This is a genomic window from Rhodococcus sp. ARC_M5 (assembly GCF_022810405.1).
Lineage (GTDB): Bacteria > Actinomycetota > Actinomycetes > Mycobacteriales > Mycobacteriaceae > Rhodococcoides > Rhodococcoides navarretei.
This window is the reverse complement of record NZ_JALGQE010000001.1, coordinates 508934-525078: the sequence shown is the minus strand read 5'-3', so window position 1 is coordinate 525078 and position 16145 is coordinate 508934. Positions and strand designations below refer to the sequence as shown.

Sequence of the window (16145 nt, the reverse complement as noted above, 5' to 3'; positions counted from 1 at the left end):
CCAGCTCGGCTAGAGGGAGAAACAGGTGCGAGCGTGGCCGAGGCGATCGACGAGTACTTCCTGCAGCAGGTTCGTTCGACCGGACTCAATGGGTCGGTCGTCGCCGAACCGCAGCGACTGATCCGGTACTTCGACGCGCAACTCGCGAGTCGGCATCTCGACTTCGCCGCTCGCTGGTTGCAGTCCACGGGCTCCGGCTATTACACCATCGGTTCGTCCGGCCACGAGGCCAACGCAGCTGTCGGGGCCGCGACCGAGGTGTCCGACCCGGCGTTGCTGCACTACCGCTCCGGCGGCTTCTATGCTGCACGCGCACAACAGTATCCGGGTTCGACACCGATCCAGGATGTGCTGGCGAGTCTGGTCGCCTCGACTCGAGATCCCATGTCCGGCGGACGACACAAGGTGTTCGGGCACCCGGATCTGGGCATCGTCCCGCAGACGTCGACGATCGGTTCGCAGGTTCCACGCGCAGTCGGTCTGGCGTTCTCTCTCGGTCGCGCGAAGGCGCTGCGTCATCGCACTCCGTGGCCCGAGGATGCCATCGTGGTGTGCAGCTTCGGCGATGCCTCGGCCAACCATTCGACGACGGTGGGTGCGCTGAACTCGGCTGCGTACTGTGCGCACCAGTCGATCCCGATGCCGATCCTGTTCGTCTGCGAGGACAACGGCATCGGCATCAGTACCCGGTCGCCCAAGGGATGGATCGAGCAGTCGCTCGGCCGGTTCGCCTCGATCGAGTACCTCCGAGCCGACGGCAGCGACCCTGTCTCGTTGATGCGCACCGTCGATGCGGCCGTCGCGGCCGCGCGGTCGGGGCGCAGGCCGGTGGTTCTGCATCTCGAGACGGTGCGGTTGATGGGCCACGCCGGCTCCGACGCCGAACTCGCGTATCGAACGAGCGCAGACATCGTCGGCGACTACGCGCGAGATCCTCTGCTGGCCAGTGCCCGTGCATTGATCGCTGCCGGAGTGCTGACTGCCGCCGACGTCGAGGGCCGCTACGAGGCGATGCGCGAGACCGTCATGTCCGAGGCCGAGGCGACGGTCCACTCACTGCGATCCGGAGCGTCGACACGCCTCGCGACCGCGGACGCGGTGATGTTTCCGCTCACCGAACGGCGACCGGGAGCGGTGGCGGCAACCGAGCGAAGCCTGCGAGCTGCGCACGGCGAGGAGCGTCTGACTCTTGCCGCGATGATCGGCAGGACGCTCACCGACGTCATGGCGGCGCGACCGGAGGTCCTCGTGTTCGGGGAGGACGTGGCGGTCAAGGGCGGCGTCTACGGAGTCACGAAGGGTTTGCGCAAGAAGTTCGGCGCAGCAAGAGTTTTCGACACGTTGCTCGATGAGCAGACCGTGCTCGGCACCGCACTGGGTGCCGCGCTCGCGGGCTTCGTTCCGATACCGGAGATTCAGTATCTGGCGTACCTGCACAACGCCGAGGATCAATTACGCGGTGAGGCGGCGTCGCTGAGGTTCTTCTCCGATGCGCAGTTCACCAACGGGATGGTGGTGCGCATCGCCGGTCTGGCGTATCAACGCGGCTTCGGTGGGCACTTCCACAACGACAATGCGGTGGCCGTCCTGCGCGACATTCCGGGAATCGTCGTCGCCGTTCCGAGTTCGGCGGCAGAGGCTGCCGGTCTCCTGAGAACCTGTGTGGCACTGGCTGTCGAGGAGGGGCGGGTGTGCGTCTTCCTGGAGCCGATTGCGCTGTACCACCGAGCCGATCTGCACGACGGCGACGGGGCATTGCGGAGCAGGGATGATTCGGACGCCGAATTCGGCACCGTCGCAACCTGTTCGGACGGTCCGGACCTGGCCATCGTCACCTTCGGCAACGGGGTGGTGATGAGCATGCGGGCAGCGTCGAGGTTGCGCGAGAGGGGGATCGGCGTGACGGTCGTCGATCTGCGCTGGATCGTTCCTTTGCCGGTCGACGACCTTCTGCGCCGGTTGGTCGGCTTCGATCGAGTGTTGATCGCGGACGAGACTCGGCACGACGGGGGAGTGGGCGAAGGTGTCGTGACTGCCCTGATCGAGGGTGGATACGAGGGTACGGTCGGCCGAGTGGCGAGCAAGAACTCGTTCGTTCCGCTCGGCGGCGCGGCCGATCTCGTCCTCCTCTCGGAGGACGAGATCGTTTCTGCCGCTGTGGAGATGGCCGAATCGAGGTGACTCAGTGCACCGGCTGTGCCGGAGCGACCTCGTCCCGATCACTGTGAGCCGGGGCGCGAATGAAGAACGACGCTGCCACCGCCACCAGTGACACGGCTCCGCCGTAGAGGAAGGCGGTGTGGATACCGGCCTCGGAGCCGCCCACAGCGGTTGCGCCGTCGGCGATACGGGCCGCTGCGGTGTTCGACATCACGGTGACGAACAGTGCGGTACCTGCGGCACCTGCCAATTGCTGAACCGTGCTGAAGATGGCGCTACCGTGCGAGTACAGCTGGGTGGGGAGCGATCCCAGCGAGGAGGTCATGAGCGGCGTCATGATGAGCGCGAGACCTGCCGAGAGCAGCATGTGGATACCGATCACGAGCGGAAGGGCGGACTGCGCGTCCAGGACGGTCATCGACCACAACGCGGCGCTCACCACCATTGCACCTGGAATGACCAACGGGCGCGGACCGATTCGGTCGAAGATCCGGCCGACGAACGGCGCGAGCAGGCCCATCAGCAGTCCGCCGGGGAGCAGCATCAGTCCGGTGTCGAGGGTGTCGAGACCACGGACGTTCTGCAGGTACATCGGTAGCAGGATCAGAGCGCCGAACAGTGCCATCATCGAGATCGCGATCATGCCGAGGCCGATGCTGAAGGTGGGGGTGCGGAACGGACGCATGTCCAGCAGGGCTCCACCCTGATCCTGCCGGGCGATCTGACGCAGCACGAACACCACGAGTGCGATCGCTCCGACCACCAGTGGCAGCCATACCGGCATGATGGATTCCTCTGCCGAGTGTCCCAGGCTGCTCAAGCCGTAGACGATCCCGCCGAAAGCCAACGCGGACAACACGACCGACGGCGGATCGAACGACGGCCGACTGGTTCGGGTCACGTTCTTCACCAGAGTGGTACCGATGGCGAACGCGACGAGTGCGATGGGGAGCACGAGCCAGAACATCCAACGCCAGTCCAGCGAGTTCAGGATGATTCCGGAGATGGTCGGGCCGACGGCGGGGGCAACGGCGATGACGATCGAGATCACGCCCATCATTGCGCCGCGCTTGTTCGCCGGAACGACGGTGAGCACCGTGGTCATCAGCAGCGGCAGCATGATCGCCGTACCGCTGGCCTGGGTGATGCGGCCGAGCAAGAGGAGCTCGAAGCCCGGGGCGGAGGCCGCGAGCAGCGTGCCGATGGTGAACAGAGTCATCGCCGCCGCGAATACCTGGCGCAAGGTGAAGCGCTGGAACAGGAATCCGGTGACGGGGATGACCACCGCCATCGTCAGCAGAAATCCGGTGGTGAGCCATTGCGCGGTGGTCGCCGTGATGCTCAGGTCGACCATCAAGGTGGGCAGCGCCACGCTCATGATCGTCTCGTTGAGGATCATCACGAACGCCGCGATGACGAGGATGCCGATCAGTAATTTGCTGCCCGGCGCGAGCTGCCCGTCGGGTGCGTGGTCGGTCTCAGGTGTGGTCATGTGTCGAGAACTTTCGCGTATGGGCTCGAAGTATGAAGTGAAATCGTATTGAGACAGCCTGACTCATTGTGACAGTGACTGTCAACTTGAACATTGCTGGTAAGTTGACGGCGAGAATACCGAGGTGTAGTCGATGGTTGGAGGACGATGAGCGAGCACGTACCGGATCTGCGCGAGCGACGTCGTCGAGAAACCCAGCTCGAGATCACCCGCGCCGCGCTCGATCTGTTCGAGACGCAGGGCTGCGCCGCGACGACGGTCGACCAGATCGCGCGCCGGGCCGGTGTATCGCCCAGCACGTTCTTTCGTAGCTTTGCATCCAAGGAAGAATCGGTACTCGGCCTCGCCCCCGAGTTCGAGCTCGATATCGACGCCTGGCTGGCATCGAGGGCACCCGAGGACGTCACCCTCGCTGCAATCGAAGCACTGTACGAGCAATCCGTCGAACGATTTTCCGCTGCACCGGACGAGGCGCGAGATCGCCTGCTGCGTACCCGGCGGCTGATCGGGCGCGACGACCACCTGCGTGCCGCCGCCTTCGCCACCGACGCCATGACGTTGTGTCGCGTCACCGACTCGGTGGCCGCCACGCTCAGTGGCCACGAATCACGTTCGTACGCAAGGTTGCTGATCGAGGGGGCTGGGATGGCGATGCGGATTGCCTTCGACGACTGGGCCGAGCGCATCGACGCCGGGCAGGACGCCGATCTGGTGGACATCTACCGAACCACGCTGCGCGATCTACGACGCGTCGTCGGTAGAGCGGCTGCGCCGCACGTGAGTGGAACTTCGTAGCAGGGGTCGAACTTTCGTGCACGTGGCGCGGAGCGCCTCTACCCGAAGCGGTGCGGAGCCAAGTCGCCTGCCCGTAGCCCGCGCTCGGTGACATCGGCCGGAAGCGGTTCTCCGCGAACGATTGCCGCGCCCACCCGCGCCAGTGCCGCGCACGTCTGGATCCCGTATCCGCCCTGGCCGGCGCACCAGAAGAATCCCTCGACTGCCGGATCGAATCCCACGACCGGAGTGCGATCGGGAACGAAGCTGCGTAGGCCTGCCCAGGACGACCGAACACGGCGCGCCGTCAACGTGGTCGCCTCGGCGATGTCGTCGAACGCACGCGCTATCTCCAACTCGTCGGGGCGGGCATCGCTCGGCTCGGTGGGCGTCTCGTCCGCAGGCGAGCACAAAAGTTGTGCGCCTTCGGGTTTGATGTAGAACTTCTCGTCGATATCGCTCAGTGTCGCAAGCTTCGCGGTGTCGAGATCCTCGGGCGCGGCGACCATGAAGACCGACCGACGCATCGGGACGAGTCCGATCGGATCGGCACCCGCCAGTGCGCCGACCACGTCTGCCCATGCGCCTGCTGCGTCGACGACGAGGGGAGCGGTATGGACCGCACCGTCCGTGGTGTGCACGTGCCACAGTCCGTCGACGCGTGCGATCCGCGTCACGCCTGCCCCGGTGCGGACTCGCCCACCTCGATCGCGTAGCCCCCGCACGAAGCCTTGATGCAGTGCGTGGACGTCGACTTCCATCGAGTGAGGTTCGTACAGTGCACAATCGATCAATTCCGGGCGCAGCGGCGGAAAGAGCGTGCGTGCGTCGGTGGGGGAGACCAGTTGCGCGTCGGGTGTCAGACGGCTGACGTCTGCGTACATCGCCTCGAGAGCGTCACCTCGGCCGGTGGCCGCGAACTGCAACAGCGGACGCGGGGCGAGCAGTTCGGATCGGACGTAGTCCGGCGGGTCGACCAGGAAGGCTCGGCTGGCCGTCGTCAGAGCGCGAATCGCGTTGTTGCCGTATGTTTCCAGGAACAGGGCAGCCGAGCGTCCGGTGGTGTGGAAGGCCAGAGTGGATTCGCGCTCGAGCAGTGTGACGCGTCGGTCGCTCGCGAGTTCGTAGCCGAGCGAGACGCCACCGATTCCGCCCCCGATCACGACGACGTCGGTGGAGTTCTGTTCTCGCTCGGACGTAGTCATGGATTTCTCTCGTTCGTTGTCTCTGCGGTCCACTGCGCGCCGGGGCCGATCGCCTCGTCGAAGATCAGCCAGGTTCGCGTCGAGAGTATCCCGTCGAGTCCCTGCAGTTTGTCGAGAACGAGATGGCGAAGCGCCGACGTGTCCGGAGCGCGCACCAGAACGAGTGCGTCGAAATCCCCGCCCATGAGGCTGACGTGTTCGACGAACGGGAAGGTGCTCAGATCGTCGGCGACGGCGCGCCAGGAATCCTGGCGAATGGACAGTGCCACATAGGCCGACGCGCCGAACCCCGCCTTCTCGTAGGCGATGCGCGCGGTGAATCCCTCGATCACCCCTTCGTCGAGAAGGCGATCGACGCGCACGTAGGCGTGTGCCCGCGAGATATGGGTGGCCTCGGCCAGGGCGCGCATGGACATTCGGCCGTCACGGCTGAGCTCGGTGACGATGCGTCGGTCCACGTCGTCGAGTCGGTACTCGGGTCGGTGTTGTGCCATCCGTCCACTCCAGGTCGTTCACGAGAGGTCTGTGTGGACAGAATGCCACATCGGGCGAATCTCGAGGCCATACATCTACATTTGTGTCCACGATTTGAAAGCCGGTCCACTGGGCCGCATTCTGTGTAGAACAGGTAGGCCGCGACGAACACGTGCAGAAGGGGTACCGCATGACCACGACGGACACGCTCGATCACGTCACGACCTCGGTCGCACGGCGCGTTCGCGAGGGATACGAGGCAGATTTCGTTGACTGGACCGATCGCGGAATGGCACTGGTTCGAACCTTTCCCGGATTTCTCGGTGGCGGTTGGCTGCGCAGCTCCGGCGGTTCCAACGACTATCACGTGGTGTATCGATTCGAGACACACGACAACCTCGACGTCTGGCTGCGCTCGGACGCCCGGCGCAGCTGGCTCGGTACCGGCAGGCCCATCGCCGACGACCTCGAGACTCATCGACTTTCCGGTGTCGAGGGATGGTTCGAGCCGCAGTCCAACCTCACCGACGCGGTTCGGGTCATCGGCGGGCCGCCGCCGCGGTGGAAGCAGGCGGTCTCGATCGGTGTCGCGTTCTACGCCGTCAGTCTGCTCGTCAACATCGTTCTCACTCCGCATCTGACGAACCTGAACGTGGCACTGCGCACTGCCCTCGTGGTGATGATGTGTACGCCGTTGATGGTCTACGTGGTGATGCCGTTCGTCACCGCGCGGCTACGTCGGTGGCTGGTACCGGCCTCGTAGCGCCACCTTCGATAGGGTCGACCCCATGCCTGACGCTCGTGCACACGATCAGTTCGCCCTGGACGGGGCCTGGAACTTCCGCGATCTGGGCGGGGCACGTACCGCGGACGGGGCAACGATTCGGCCCGGATTGTTCTATCGCGCATCCGAATTGAGCGCGCTGACCGAGCGCGGTCAGCAGACTGTCGGCGATCTCGGGATCCGCACGGTCCTGGATTTTCGTAGCGGTTCGGAGATCGATCGAAGTGGCGCAGACCGAGTTCCCGCGGGCGTGGAGTCGATCTCGGTTCCCTTCGAAATCGTTCGAGGCGTGCGCGCCCCACACGAAGCTCCCTTGCAGGACGAGCAGAGCCAAGTGGAGTACATGATGCGGGCGTACGCGTCCTTCTCGGCCCTCGACGGTGCATCACACGCGATCAAGCGGGTGATCGACGCGGTCGTCGAGCGTCGCGGTGGTGTCCTGGTGCATTGCGCGGCAGGCAAGGACCGGGCGGGGTGGACCGTTGCGACGGTACTGCGGGCGGCAGGTGTCAGCGAGGACGACATCGTCGCGGACTACCTACGCAGCAACGACGGGATCGAGCCCCTGCTCTCACACGTCCGCAGAACGTGGGTGGGAGCGACCGACGAAAAGGTCGAACCCACCGAGGCGATACTCGGCGTCCGCGAGTCCTACCTGGAGCACGGATGGGCTTCGATGGAGTCGAACCACGGATCGTTCGACGGATATCTGACGCACTTGGGTATCGATGCGACGTTGCGTCGTCGGTTGACTGCCGCCCTCGTCGATGGCTGAGCGGTAGCCTCGCCCCATGCGTATCGGACATACCGCCCCGGACTTCGAGCTTCCGGACCATTCCGGGGAGCTACGCGCACTCACCGACCTGACTGCGTCGGGGCCTGTCGTCCTGTTCTTCTATCCGGCCGCCAACAGTCCGATCTGCACCGCGGAAGCATGTCACTTCCGGGACCTGGGCTCGGAGTTCGAGAGATTCGGCGCGCACCGTGTCGGCATCAGTACCGATACCCGGGACAGCAACCAACACTTCGCACTGCAACGATCGTTCGACTTTCCCCTGCTGTCCGATTCGGACGGTGCTGTCGCCGAGCAGTTCGGGGTGCGGCGGGGCGGGTGGTTCACCCGGCGGCGTCGGCTCCGGGAGTTCGAACGCGGGCGCGCGCATGCAGCCGAGCGTGGATACGTACGGCAATTGTTGTCCGTGAAGCGGACGACATTCGTGATAGATCGGCACCGAACGGTGCGGATGGTCGTACGGAGCGAGCGCGGTCACGTGCACGCGACCAAGGCGCTGGAGTACCTGCGGTACCTGTCGTGAAGGGCTAGTCGTTGGCACCGCTGAAGAGGGCGGTGTAGACGGCCGGCTTCGTGGTTTCGGCATGTGCATCGGTGGACGCATCGTCGGGATGGCTGAAGAGCGCCTCGTTCTTCTTGTCTTGATGTTCCATTCCCCGAGCATGCCCCTCATTCGCTGCAATAGCTACTCGCCGCGCTGGCTCTGCCGGGCCCCGCGCGGGGGTAAGCCTGCGGAACGACCCTGGAGGGTCACCCACAGCCGGGTGGGATACTGCTCGAGTGCCCGATGAAACCCTGTTCGACGCTTTACGCCGTGAGCCCGACGCCGAGGCACCGAACCTCCATGCCGTGGACGCCGCGGACCGTCTCGTCCTCGATACCGTCGACGAACTCCCCGGCATCGACAAGGCCACACCCATCGCGGTGATCGGCGACCGGTACGGAGCCCTCACGCTCGGGGCCGTCGCCTCGGGGTTCACCACGGTCCGGGTCCATCAGGACGCGGTCACCGGCGTGCGGGCGCTCGAGTTGAACGCCGCCCGGGTCTCGATGGCGGGCACCTACACCCAGCATGCGCTGGATGCCGCACTGCTCGACGGTGTGGGGGTGGTGCTGATGCAACTGCCCAGAGGACTGGCCGAATTGACCGAGATCGCCGAGCGCATCGCTGCACACGCGTCGTCGGACGTCGTCGTCCTGGCGGGCGGACGAGACAAGCACATGACACCGGCGATGAACGACGTGCTGCGAAGGTCGTTCGAGACCGTCACGGCCGGCCGCGGACGGCAGAAGGCCCGAGTCCTCACCGCACGCGGGGCGGTGGCGTCGGGCATGACGTATCCGGTGAGCAAGCGGATTGCCGACTTGGACTTGACGGTGGTCGCACACGGGGCGGTGTTCGCGGGAGCCGGTCTGGACATCGGTACGCGATACCTGCTCGAGTACCTTCCGAAGATGCTGCCGCGTGCTCGTGTTGCCGTCGACTTGGGTTGTGGCACAGGAATTCTCGCCACCGAACTAGCCCGAACGAGGCCCGACCTCGAGGTGTTCGCCACTGATCGCTCGTCCGCAGCGATCTTGTCGGCAGCGGCGACGGCGGAAGCGAACGGAGCGCGGATCTCGGTGGTCGCCGACGACGCGATGTCCACGTTCGAGTCCGAGTCGGTCGATCTCGTGGTCTGCAACCCCCCGTTTCACGAGGGCGCAGCGGTGCACACGGGCGGCGCGAGCAAGCTGTTCGCCGCGGCGGGCCGAGTACTGCGGCCGGGCGGACAGTTGTGGACGGTGTTCAACACGCATCTGAACTATCGACGCGAACTGGCCGACGCCGTCGGCCCCACCGATCAGATGGGGCGCAACGGCAAGTTCACCGTCGCTCGCTCGGTACGCCCGAGCGAGTAACGGTGAGCATCAGGTGACCGGGCCGCCGTCTTCGGGAGTTCCGTCGATCTGTCCCCGGTTGCGTCCGAGGTCCTCGACGAGGGTGCCCTCGACGATCTCGGCCTGACGCTGGCCTTCCGCGTAATCGACGTCGGGGTCCTCGTCCGACTCCTCGACCACGTGATCGACCAGTTCCTCGGTCAATTCGTCGTCCGGGGTCTCGGTGATCGGGCGGTCGAGGTCCTCCTCGACCGCGATGTCGGGTTCTTCCTCGCTGAGCTTGAGATCCAGGCTCTCGCCCTCGGCGGCCTCACGGGCGGTGGTGCCGAAGCTGTTGGCCTCGCTCCAGTGGTCCGGGGGATCGACCACGGTGTCGCCGTCGTCGTTGCGCACCTCGTCGGAGTCGACGCTTTCGCTGGGGTCCAAGGTCTGGTCGGGTCCGTCTTCGATTGCCATTTCCTCATAGTGCCCGTTTCGATTCGGTGTCACACACGCCGTCGTCTCCGCGTGTCGAGGCAGTACCCGGTAGAGTCCGATTTGTCCGTCGTAGAAGTTCTCCTCTCGGGAACTTTTGTCCGGATGTCAGACGTTCTACTGATGACCGACGGGGAGATCCCCGGTGGGGATCAGAACTTACGAAGGGAAGAGACACGGTGCGCACCTCCAGCAACCCGGTGTTCCGCAACCTGCCCAAGCAGCAGGGCGGCGGCTACGCCACATTCGGATCTGCGACGGCTGGAGCCTCGCAGGCCGCAACCTTCGGCCAGCATCCCGGAACGCAGGCCGACCCGTACACCACGCAGCCCGCTCAGCGGGCCATGACCATCGACGACGTCGTCACCAAGACCGGCATCACCCTCGGTGTGCTGAGCGTCACGGCGATCATCTCGTACTTCCTGGTCTCGGGTAATCCGGGCTTGGCCATCCCGTTCGTGATCGGCGGAGGCCTGATCGGCTTCGGCTTGGTCATGTTCGCGACGTTCGGTCGCAAGATGGACAACAAGGCAATCGTGCTTGCCTACGCCGCGGCGGAAGGTGTGTTCCTCGGCGCGCTGTCGCTGATGTTCACCGACATCTCGTTCGGCGGAGTCGGCGGATCTGCACTGATCGGCCAGGCCATCCTCGGTACCTTCGGCGTGTTCTTCGGCATGCTGATCGTCTACAAGACCGGTGCCATCCGCGTCACCCCGCGTCTGACTCGGATGATCGTCGGTGCCCTCATCGGTGTCGTCGTCCTGATGCTCGGCAACCTGGTTGCCAGCTTCTTCATGGACGGTGGATTCGGACTGCGTGACGGCGGACCCATTGCCATCATCTTCAGCCTCGTCTGCATCGGTATCGCGGCCTTCAGCTTCCTGCTCGACTTCGACCAGGCCGATCAGCTGATCCGCGCACAGGCACCGGAGAAGGCTGCCTGGGGCGTAGCCCTCGGTCTGACCATCACGCTGGTCTGGCTGTACGTCGAGATCCTGCGTCTGCTGAGCTACTTCCAGAACGACTAGTACTCACGCGAAAAGCCCCGCCACTCCTTCGAGGAGGGCGGGGCTTTTTCGTTGCCAGGGGTCAGCTCAGGCGTTCGAGCACCATGGCCATGCCCATGCCGCCGCCGACGCACATGGTCTCGACGCCGAACGTCTTGTCGTGTGTCGTCAGGTTGTTCAGCAGCGTGGTGGTGATGCGTGCACCGGTCATGCCGAACGGGTGGCCGATCGCAATGGCTCCGCCGGAGACGTTGAGCTTGTCCTCCTCGATGCCGAGGTCGCGAGCGGAACCGAGGACCTGGACGGCGAAGGCCTCGTTGATCTCGAACAGGTCGATGTCGGAGATCGACATGCCCGCGATCTTCAGCGCCTTGCGGGTGGCCTCGATGGGTCCGAGGCCCATGATCTCGGGCGAGGTACCGGTGACTCCGGTGGAGACGATGCGGGCCAGCGGGGTCAGGCCCAGTTCCTTGGCCTTGGTGTCGCTCATGATGACGAGCGCTGCTGCGCCGTCGTTGAGCGGGCAGGCGTTGCCGGCGGTGATGGTGCCGTTGGGGCGGAAGACCGGCTTGAGCTGGCTGATCTTCTCGTAGGTGGTGCCGGCGCGAGGGCCGTCGTCGGTGCTGACGACGGTGCCGTCGGGCAGGGTCACCGGGGTGATCTCCCTCTCGAAGAAACCGGAGTTGATCGCCTCTTCGGCGCGGTTCTGGCTGCGGACGCCCCAGTGATCCTGGTCCTCGCGGGTGATGCCGGTGAGCAGGGCGACGTTCTCGGCCGTCTGGCCCATCGCGATGTACGCGTCGGGAAGCTCGCCGTTCTCGCGGGGATCGGTCCAGCTGTCCGCGCCCTCTTCCTGTGCCTTCTTGGTGCGAGCTTCGGCGTCGGCGAAGATCGGGTTGTGGCTTTCCGGAAGCGAGTCGGAGCTGCCGTGAACGAAGCTGGACACGCTCTCGACACCAGCGGAGATGAACACGTCACCCTCGCCTGCCTTGATCGCGTGCAGCGCCATCCGGGTGGTCTGCAGCGAGGACGAACAGTAGCGCGTGATCGTCGTTCCGGGGAGCGAGTCGTAGCCGAGCTGAACCGCGACGATGCGGGCGAGGTTGTTGCCCTGCATGCCGCCGGGCAGACCGCAGCCCAGGAGGAGATCGTCGATGTCCTTTGGGTCGAGCGAGGGCACCTTGGCCAGCGCAGCGGCGACCATCTGTGCGGTGAGGTCGTCGGGACGAATGTCCTTGAGCGACCCCTTCATCGCCCTGCCGATCGGTGAGCGCGCGGTGGCGACGATGACTGCCTCTGGCATGTGATCTCCTTCTGATCGAATCTGCTCTGCTACCGCCGAGTAGGCGATGTCTCCTGACCGAACCTACAACCCCGACGAATCGACGTTGTCACGACGTACGAGATCCTCCGACGCAGTGACTATCTCGGCATCGAGCTCGGCGGTTCTTCTGCGCAGGAAGCGGTCGAGTGCGGCCGTGGCGCGGGGGATGGCCTTGCGCGATTCGACGGCCGCGGACACGGTCGGCAACTCGGGCAGCGGACCGCCGTGCCACACACCGAGTGCCGATGCGAGCACCGGCAGAATCTGCTGCGCTGCGAGCTCGTAGCCGGCGGCCGACGGGTGGAAGCGGTCCGCCGAGAACATGGTGTCGGGCGCCGCGAGAAACTCCGGGGAGAGCAGATCCGCCAGCGCCACCGGATGCCCGCCTGCGCTGAGCGTGCGGGCCGTCTGGGCATTCGCGAGGCGTCGACCCCAATTGCGGACGACGGTGCGCAGCGGCTGCGGAATGGCCGTCACGACACCGAGATCGGGACAGGTGCCCACGGCGACCACACAGCCCTTGGCCGTCAGTCGTTCGACCGCGTCGCCCAACCGGGCCGCCGACGCGGCAATCGAGAACTTCTTGGTGACGTCGTTCGCGCCGACGAAGATGACCGCTGCGTCCGGGGGCGGGCCTGCGACGAACATCGCGTCGACCTGGCCTTCGAGCCCCTTCGAGGTAGCGCCGGCAATTGCTTTGGTGCTCAACCGAATTCGTTGCCCGGTTTCCTCGGCAAGTCCGCGGGCGAGCAGCACGCCGGGAACTTCGTCGCCGACGATGCAGCCCACTCCCGCTGCAGTGGAGTCGCCGAAGATCATCAGATGAATATCTGCTGAATTTCCCATCCGCCACCGTTCCGGGGCCGCGCATCCCGCGGTGTAGACGCCGTCGGCCTCCGGTGGTTTGGCGGTGGTGCGCCCGATGACACCCCGGGCCGCAGCGGCCTGTGCCATCAGATGCCGGTACGCGGCCCAGGACGCAGTCCCTGCTCCGGAGCCTGCGAGAACCGTCGCGGCGCTCGCCTTCGCAGCGGTACGCCATCCGCTCGCCGTCACAGATCGATCCCTCTCCTCGCGCCGTCGACACCATCGTATGCGCGGTCTGGACGGCCGTGACCGAGAGTCGAATACCCGCATCTGGGAAGATGGAGCAATGCGCATCGCACAGCACATCACCGAACTCATCGGCAACACCCCGTTGGTGAAGTTGTCCACTGTCGTCGGCGGCAGCGGCGGCACGGTCGCGGCAAAGATCGAGTACCTCAACCCGGGTGGTTCGTCCAAGGACCGCATCGCGGTCAAGATGATCGACGCGGCCGAGGCGGCCGGCGAACTGAAGCCCGGCGGCACCATCGTCGAACCGACGTCCGGCAACACCGGCGTCGGACTCGCACTGGTCGCGCAGCAGCGCGGCTACAAGTGCGTGTTCGTGTGCCCCGACAAGGTGGGTGAGGACAAGCGCAACGTGCTGCGCGCCTACGGAGCCGAGGTCGTGGTCTGCCCGACGGCCGTCGCACCCGACGACCCCAACAGCTACTACAGCGTCTCCGATCGGCTCGTCCGGGAGATCGAGGGAGCGTGGAAGCCGAACCAGTACTCCAACCCCGCAGGCCCGGCCAGCCACTACGAGACCACCGGTCCGGAGATCTGGGCCGACACCGACGGAAAGATCACTCACTTCGTCGCAGGCGTCGGCACCGGCGGCACCATCTCCGGTACCGGTAAGTACCTCAAGGAGGTCTCCGGCGGCAAGGTCAAGGTCATCGGCGTCGACCCCGAGGGCTCGGTGTACTCCGGCGGTACGGGACGTCCGTACTTGGTCGAGGGTGTCGGTGAGGACTTCTGGCCGACCGCCTACGACCCGTCCATCCCGGACGAGATCATCGCCGTGTCCGATGCCGATTCGTTCGACATGACCCGCCGCCTCGCGCGGGAAGAAGGCCTGCTGGTCGGCGGCTCGTGCGGCATGGCCGCCGTTGCGGCAATCCAGGTCGCCGAGCGCGAAGGTCCCGACGCGCTCGTCGTCGTCCTGCTCCCCGACGGCGGTCGCGGCTACCTGGCGAAGATCTTCAACGACTCGTGGATGTCGTCGTACGGGTTCCTGCGTTCGCGGTTGGACGGTACGACCGAGGAGACTTCCGTCGGCGCGGTGCTGCGCGGAAAGTCCGGCGCGTTGCCGGATCTGGTGCACACCCACCCGTCGGAAACCGTGCGCGACGCCATCGAGATTCTGCGCGAGTACGGCGTCTCGCAGATGCCCGTCGTCGGTGCCGAGCCGCCCGTCATGGCAGGCGAGGTCGCAGGCAGCGTCACCGAACGCGAACTGCTCAGCGCAGTGTTCGAGGGACGCGCAGCATTGGCAGATCCGGTTGCGAAGCACATGAGTGAGCCGTTCCCGCTGATCGGTGCCGGGGAAACCGTCTCCGACGCCACCAAGGCACTCGGCGAATCCGATGCGCTGATGGTCGTCGAAGAGGGCAAGCCCGTCGGCGTCATCACTCGCCACGATCTGCTCGGATTCCTCAGCAAGGGTGCCTAGCGGCAGTGGTGTGGTTGAGTGCCCCAGGGGGCACTCAACCACACCACTGCGCGTCAGCGCACCGCGCTCGAGCCGGTCAGGGCCTGTCCGATCACCAGTTGATGGACCTCGGACGTGCCCTCGTAGGTGAGGACGGATTCGAGGTTGTTGGCGTGTCGAAGCACCGGGTATTCGAGTGTGATTCCGTTGGCTCCCAGAATCGTTCGGCATTCGCGAGCAATTTTGATGGCCTCACGCACGTTGTTGAGTTTGCCGAGCGACACCCGTTCGCCCGGCAACTCGCCCTTGTCCTTGAGTCGGCCCAGGTGCAGGGCGAGTAGCTGTCCCTTGCCGAGTTCGAGGGCCATGTTCGCGAGCTTGGCCTGGGTGATCTGATATCCGGCGAGGGGCTTGTCGAAGACCGCGCGGGTCTTGGAGTATTCGACGGCCGATTCGATGCAGTCCCGAGCGGCACCCATCGCGCCGAAGACGATGCCGAAGCGGGCCTCGTTGAGGCAGCTCAGCGGTCCGCTCAGACCGCGGGCCTCGGGCAGCATCGCATCGGCGGGCAGCCGTACGTCGTCGAAGACCAGCTCGCCGGTGATCGAGGCACGCAGCGACAGCTTCTTCTTGACCGTGTTGGCGGTGAATCCCGGAGTGTCGGTCGGGACGACGAAGCCGCGGATCTTGTCGTCGGTCTGTGCCCAGACGACGGCGACGTCGGCGATGGGTCCGTTGGTGATCCACATCTTGCTGCCGTTGAGGATCCAGTCGTCACCGTCGCGCTTGGCGCGGGTGAGCATGCCGCCGGGGTTCGATCCGTAGTCTGCCTCGGTCAGGCCGAAGCAGCCGATCAGCGAGCCCTCGGCCATTCCCGGTAGCCACTGCTGCTTCTGCTCCTCGGAGCCGTACTTCCAGATGGCGAACATCGCCAGCGAGCCCTGCACCGAGACCAGCGAACGGATGCCGGAGTCGATGGCTTCGAGTTCGAGGCAGGCCAGGCCGTACGCCGTCGCCGACGTTCCGGCGCAGCCGTAGCCCTCGAGGTGCATGCCCAGCAACCCGAGTGAGCCGAGTTCCTTGGCCAGTTCTCGCGCCGGTACCGTGCCCTCGTCGAACCAGTCGGCGATGTGCGGACGGATGCGCTCGTTGCCGAATTTGCGCACGGTGTCCCTGATCTGTCGCTCCTCGTCGTCGAGGAGTGAATCGATCGCGAACAGTTCGTCGACGCTCTGGGAGTTGGCCACGGTGCCTCTTTC

At 65.4% G+C, this 16145-nt stretch carries 16 protein-coding genes; 8 read left to right on the top strand and 8 right to left on the bottom strand.

Translation table 11 applies throughout. From position 1 onward, the window contains the following. The first annotated feature begins 33 nt into the window (after window positions 1-33). A complete protein-coding gene (locus tag MTX34_RS02235; protein WP_243608284.1) occupies window positions 34-2181 on the top strand; it encodes a thiamine pyrophosphate-dependent enzyme in 2148 nt (715 codons plus the stop codon). A gap of 1 nt (window position 2182) precedes the next feature. Here the strand turns inward: MTX34_RS02235 and MTX34_RS02230 are convergent, their stop codons facing one another. Then, entirely contained in the window at window positions 2183-3652 is a 1470-nt protein-coding gene (locus MTX34_RS02230; RefSeq protein ID WP_243608283.1) for an MDR family MFS transporter, read from the bottom strand. Between the two features lie 147 nt (window positions 3653-3799). Here MTX34_RS02230 and MTX34_RS02225 point away from each other — a divergent pair, with 147 nt between their 5' ends. Beyond that, window positions 3800-4447, top strand: a complete 648-nt coding sequence (locus MTX34_RS02225; protein WP_243608282.1) for a TetR/AcrR family transcriptional regulator — start codon at window positions 3800-3802, stop codon at window positions 4445-4447. A 38-nt stretch (window positions 4448-4485) separates the two neighbouring features. Here the strand turns inward: MTX34_RS02225 and MTX34_RS02220 are convergent, their stop codons facing one another. Together MTX34_RS02220 and MTX34_RS02215 are read right to left on the bottom strand one after the other, a co-directional pair. Further along, window positions 4486-5631 (bottom strand): FAD-binding oxidoreductase, encoded by a 1146-nt coding sequence (locus MTX34_RS02220; RefSeq protein ID WP_243608281.1) that lies wholly within the window; start codon window positions 5629-5631, stop codon window positions 4486-4488. Beyond that, entirely contained in the window at window positions 5628-6125 is a 498-nt protein-coding gene (locus MTX34_RS02215) for an Lrp/AsnC family transcriptional regulator (protein WP_243597240.1), read from the bottom strand. The genes MTX34_RS02220 and MTX34_RS02215 overlap by 4 nt, the downstream gene beginning before the upstream one ends. A gap of 170 nt (window positions 6126-6295) precedes the next feature. Between MTX34_RS02215 and MTX34_RS02210 the strand changes: the two genes are divergently transcribed. Genes MTX34_RS02210 through MTX34_RS02200 form a run of 3 tightly spaced genes read left to right on the top strand, consistent with a single transcriptional unit; the run spans window position 6296 to window position 8205 of the window. Next, window positions 6296-6868, top strand: coding sequence for an antibiotic biosynthesis monooxygenase (locus MTX34_RS02210; RefSeq protein WP_243608280.1), 573 nt, complete (start codon window positions 6296-6298; stop codon window positions 6866-6868). 25 nt (window positions 6869-6893) lie between these two features. After that, complete coding sequence (locus tag MTX34_RS02205) at window positions 6894-7664, top strand: tyrosine-protein phosphatase (RefSeq protein ID WP_243608279.1); 771 nt, start codon at window positions 6894-6896, stop codon at window positions 7662-7664. 16 nt (window positions 7665-7680) lie between these two features. Continuing rightward, a complete protein-coding gene (locus tag MTX34_RS02200) occupies window positions 7681-8205 on the top strand; it encodes a peroxiredoxin (protein ID WP_243597243.1) in 525 nt (174 codons plus the stop codon). 4 nt (window positions 8206-8209) lie between these two features. Here MTX34_RS02200 and MTX34_RS25625 read toward each other — a convergent pair whose 3' ends face one another. Continuing rightward, window positions 8210-8335: a hypothetical protein gene (locus tag MTX34_RS25625; protein WP_279392719.1), complete on the bottom strand. Its 126-nt coding sequence runs from the start codon at window positions 8333-8335 to the stop codon at window positions 8210-8212. A 127-nt stretch (window positions 8336-8462) separates the two neighbouring features. On the opposite strand from MTX34_RS25625, the gene MTX34_RS02195 reads away from it, so the two are divergent. Beyond that, window positions 8463-9584: a methyltransferase gene (locus tag MTX34_RS02195; protein ID WP_243597244.1), complete on the top strand. Its 1122-nt coding sequence runs from the start codon at window positions 8463-8465 to the stop codon at window positions 9582-9584. 9 nt (window positions 9585-9593) lie between these two features. On the opposite strand, the gene MTX34_RS02190 is transcribed toward MTX34_RS02195, so the two are convergent. Then, window positions 9594-10019, bottom strand: coding sequence for a hypothetical protein (locus tag MTX34_RS02190; protein ID WP_243597245.1), 426 nt, complete (start codon window positions 10017-10019; stop codon window positions 9594-9596). A gap of 197 nt (window positions 10020-10216) precedes the next feature. On the opposite strand from MTX34_RS02190, the gene MTX34_RS02185 reads away from it, so the two are divergent. Further along, on the top strand, window positions 10217-11065 hold the full coding sequence (locus MTX34_RS02185; RefSeq protein ID WP_243597246.1) for a Bax inhibitor-1/YccA family protein: 849 nt from the start codon (window positions 10217-10219) through the stop codon (window positions 11063-11065). 61 nt (window positions 11066-11126) lie between these two features. Here MTX34_RS02185 and MTX34_RS02180 read toward each other — a convergent pair whose 3' ends face one another. Together MTX34_RS02180 and MTX34_RS02175 are read right to left on the bottom strand one after the other, a co-directional pair. Next, window positions 11127-12347, bottom strand: coding sequence for an acetyl-CoA C-acetyltransferase (locus MTX34_RS02180; protein ID WP_243608278.1), 1221 nt, complete (start codon window positions 12345-12347; stop codon window positions 11127-11129). A 63-nt stretch (window positions 12348-12410) separates the two neighbouring features. Further along, window positions 12411-13424, bottom strand: a complete 1014-nt coding sequence (locus MTX34_RS02175) for an SGNH/GDSL hydrolase family protein (RefSeq protein WP_243608277.1) — start codon at window positions 13422-13424, stop codon at window positions 12411-12413. 97 nt (window positions 13425-13521) lie between these two features. Between MTX34_RS02175 and MTX34_RS02170 the strand changes: the two genes are divergently transcribed. Beyond that, the gene (locus tag MTX34_RS02170; protein ID WP_243608276.1) at window positions 13522-14907 is read left to right on the top strand and encodes a cystathionine beta-synthase; all 1386 of its coding nucleotides are present in this window, start codon (window positions 13522-13524) and stop codon (window positions 14905-14907) included. Window positions 14908-14960: 53 nt separating this feature from the next. Here the strand turns inward: MTX34_RS02170 and MTX34_RS02165 are convergent, their stop codons facing one another. Beyond that, entirely contained in the window at window positions 14961-16133 is a 1173-nt protein-coding gene (locus MTX34_RS02165) for an acyl-CoA dehydrogenase family protein (protein ID WP_243608275.1), read from the bottom strand. Window positions 16134-16145 lie beyond the last annotated feature (12 nt).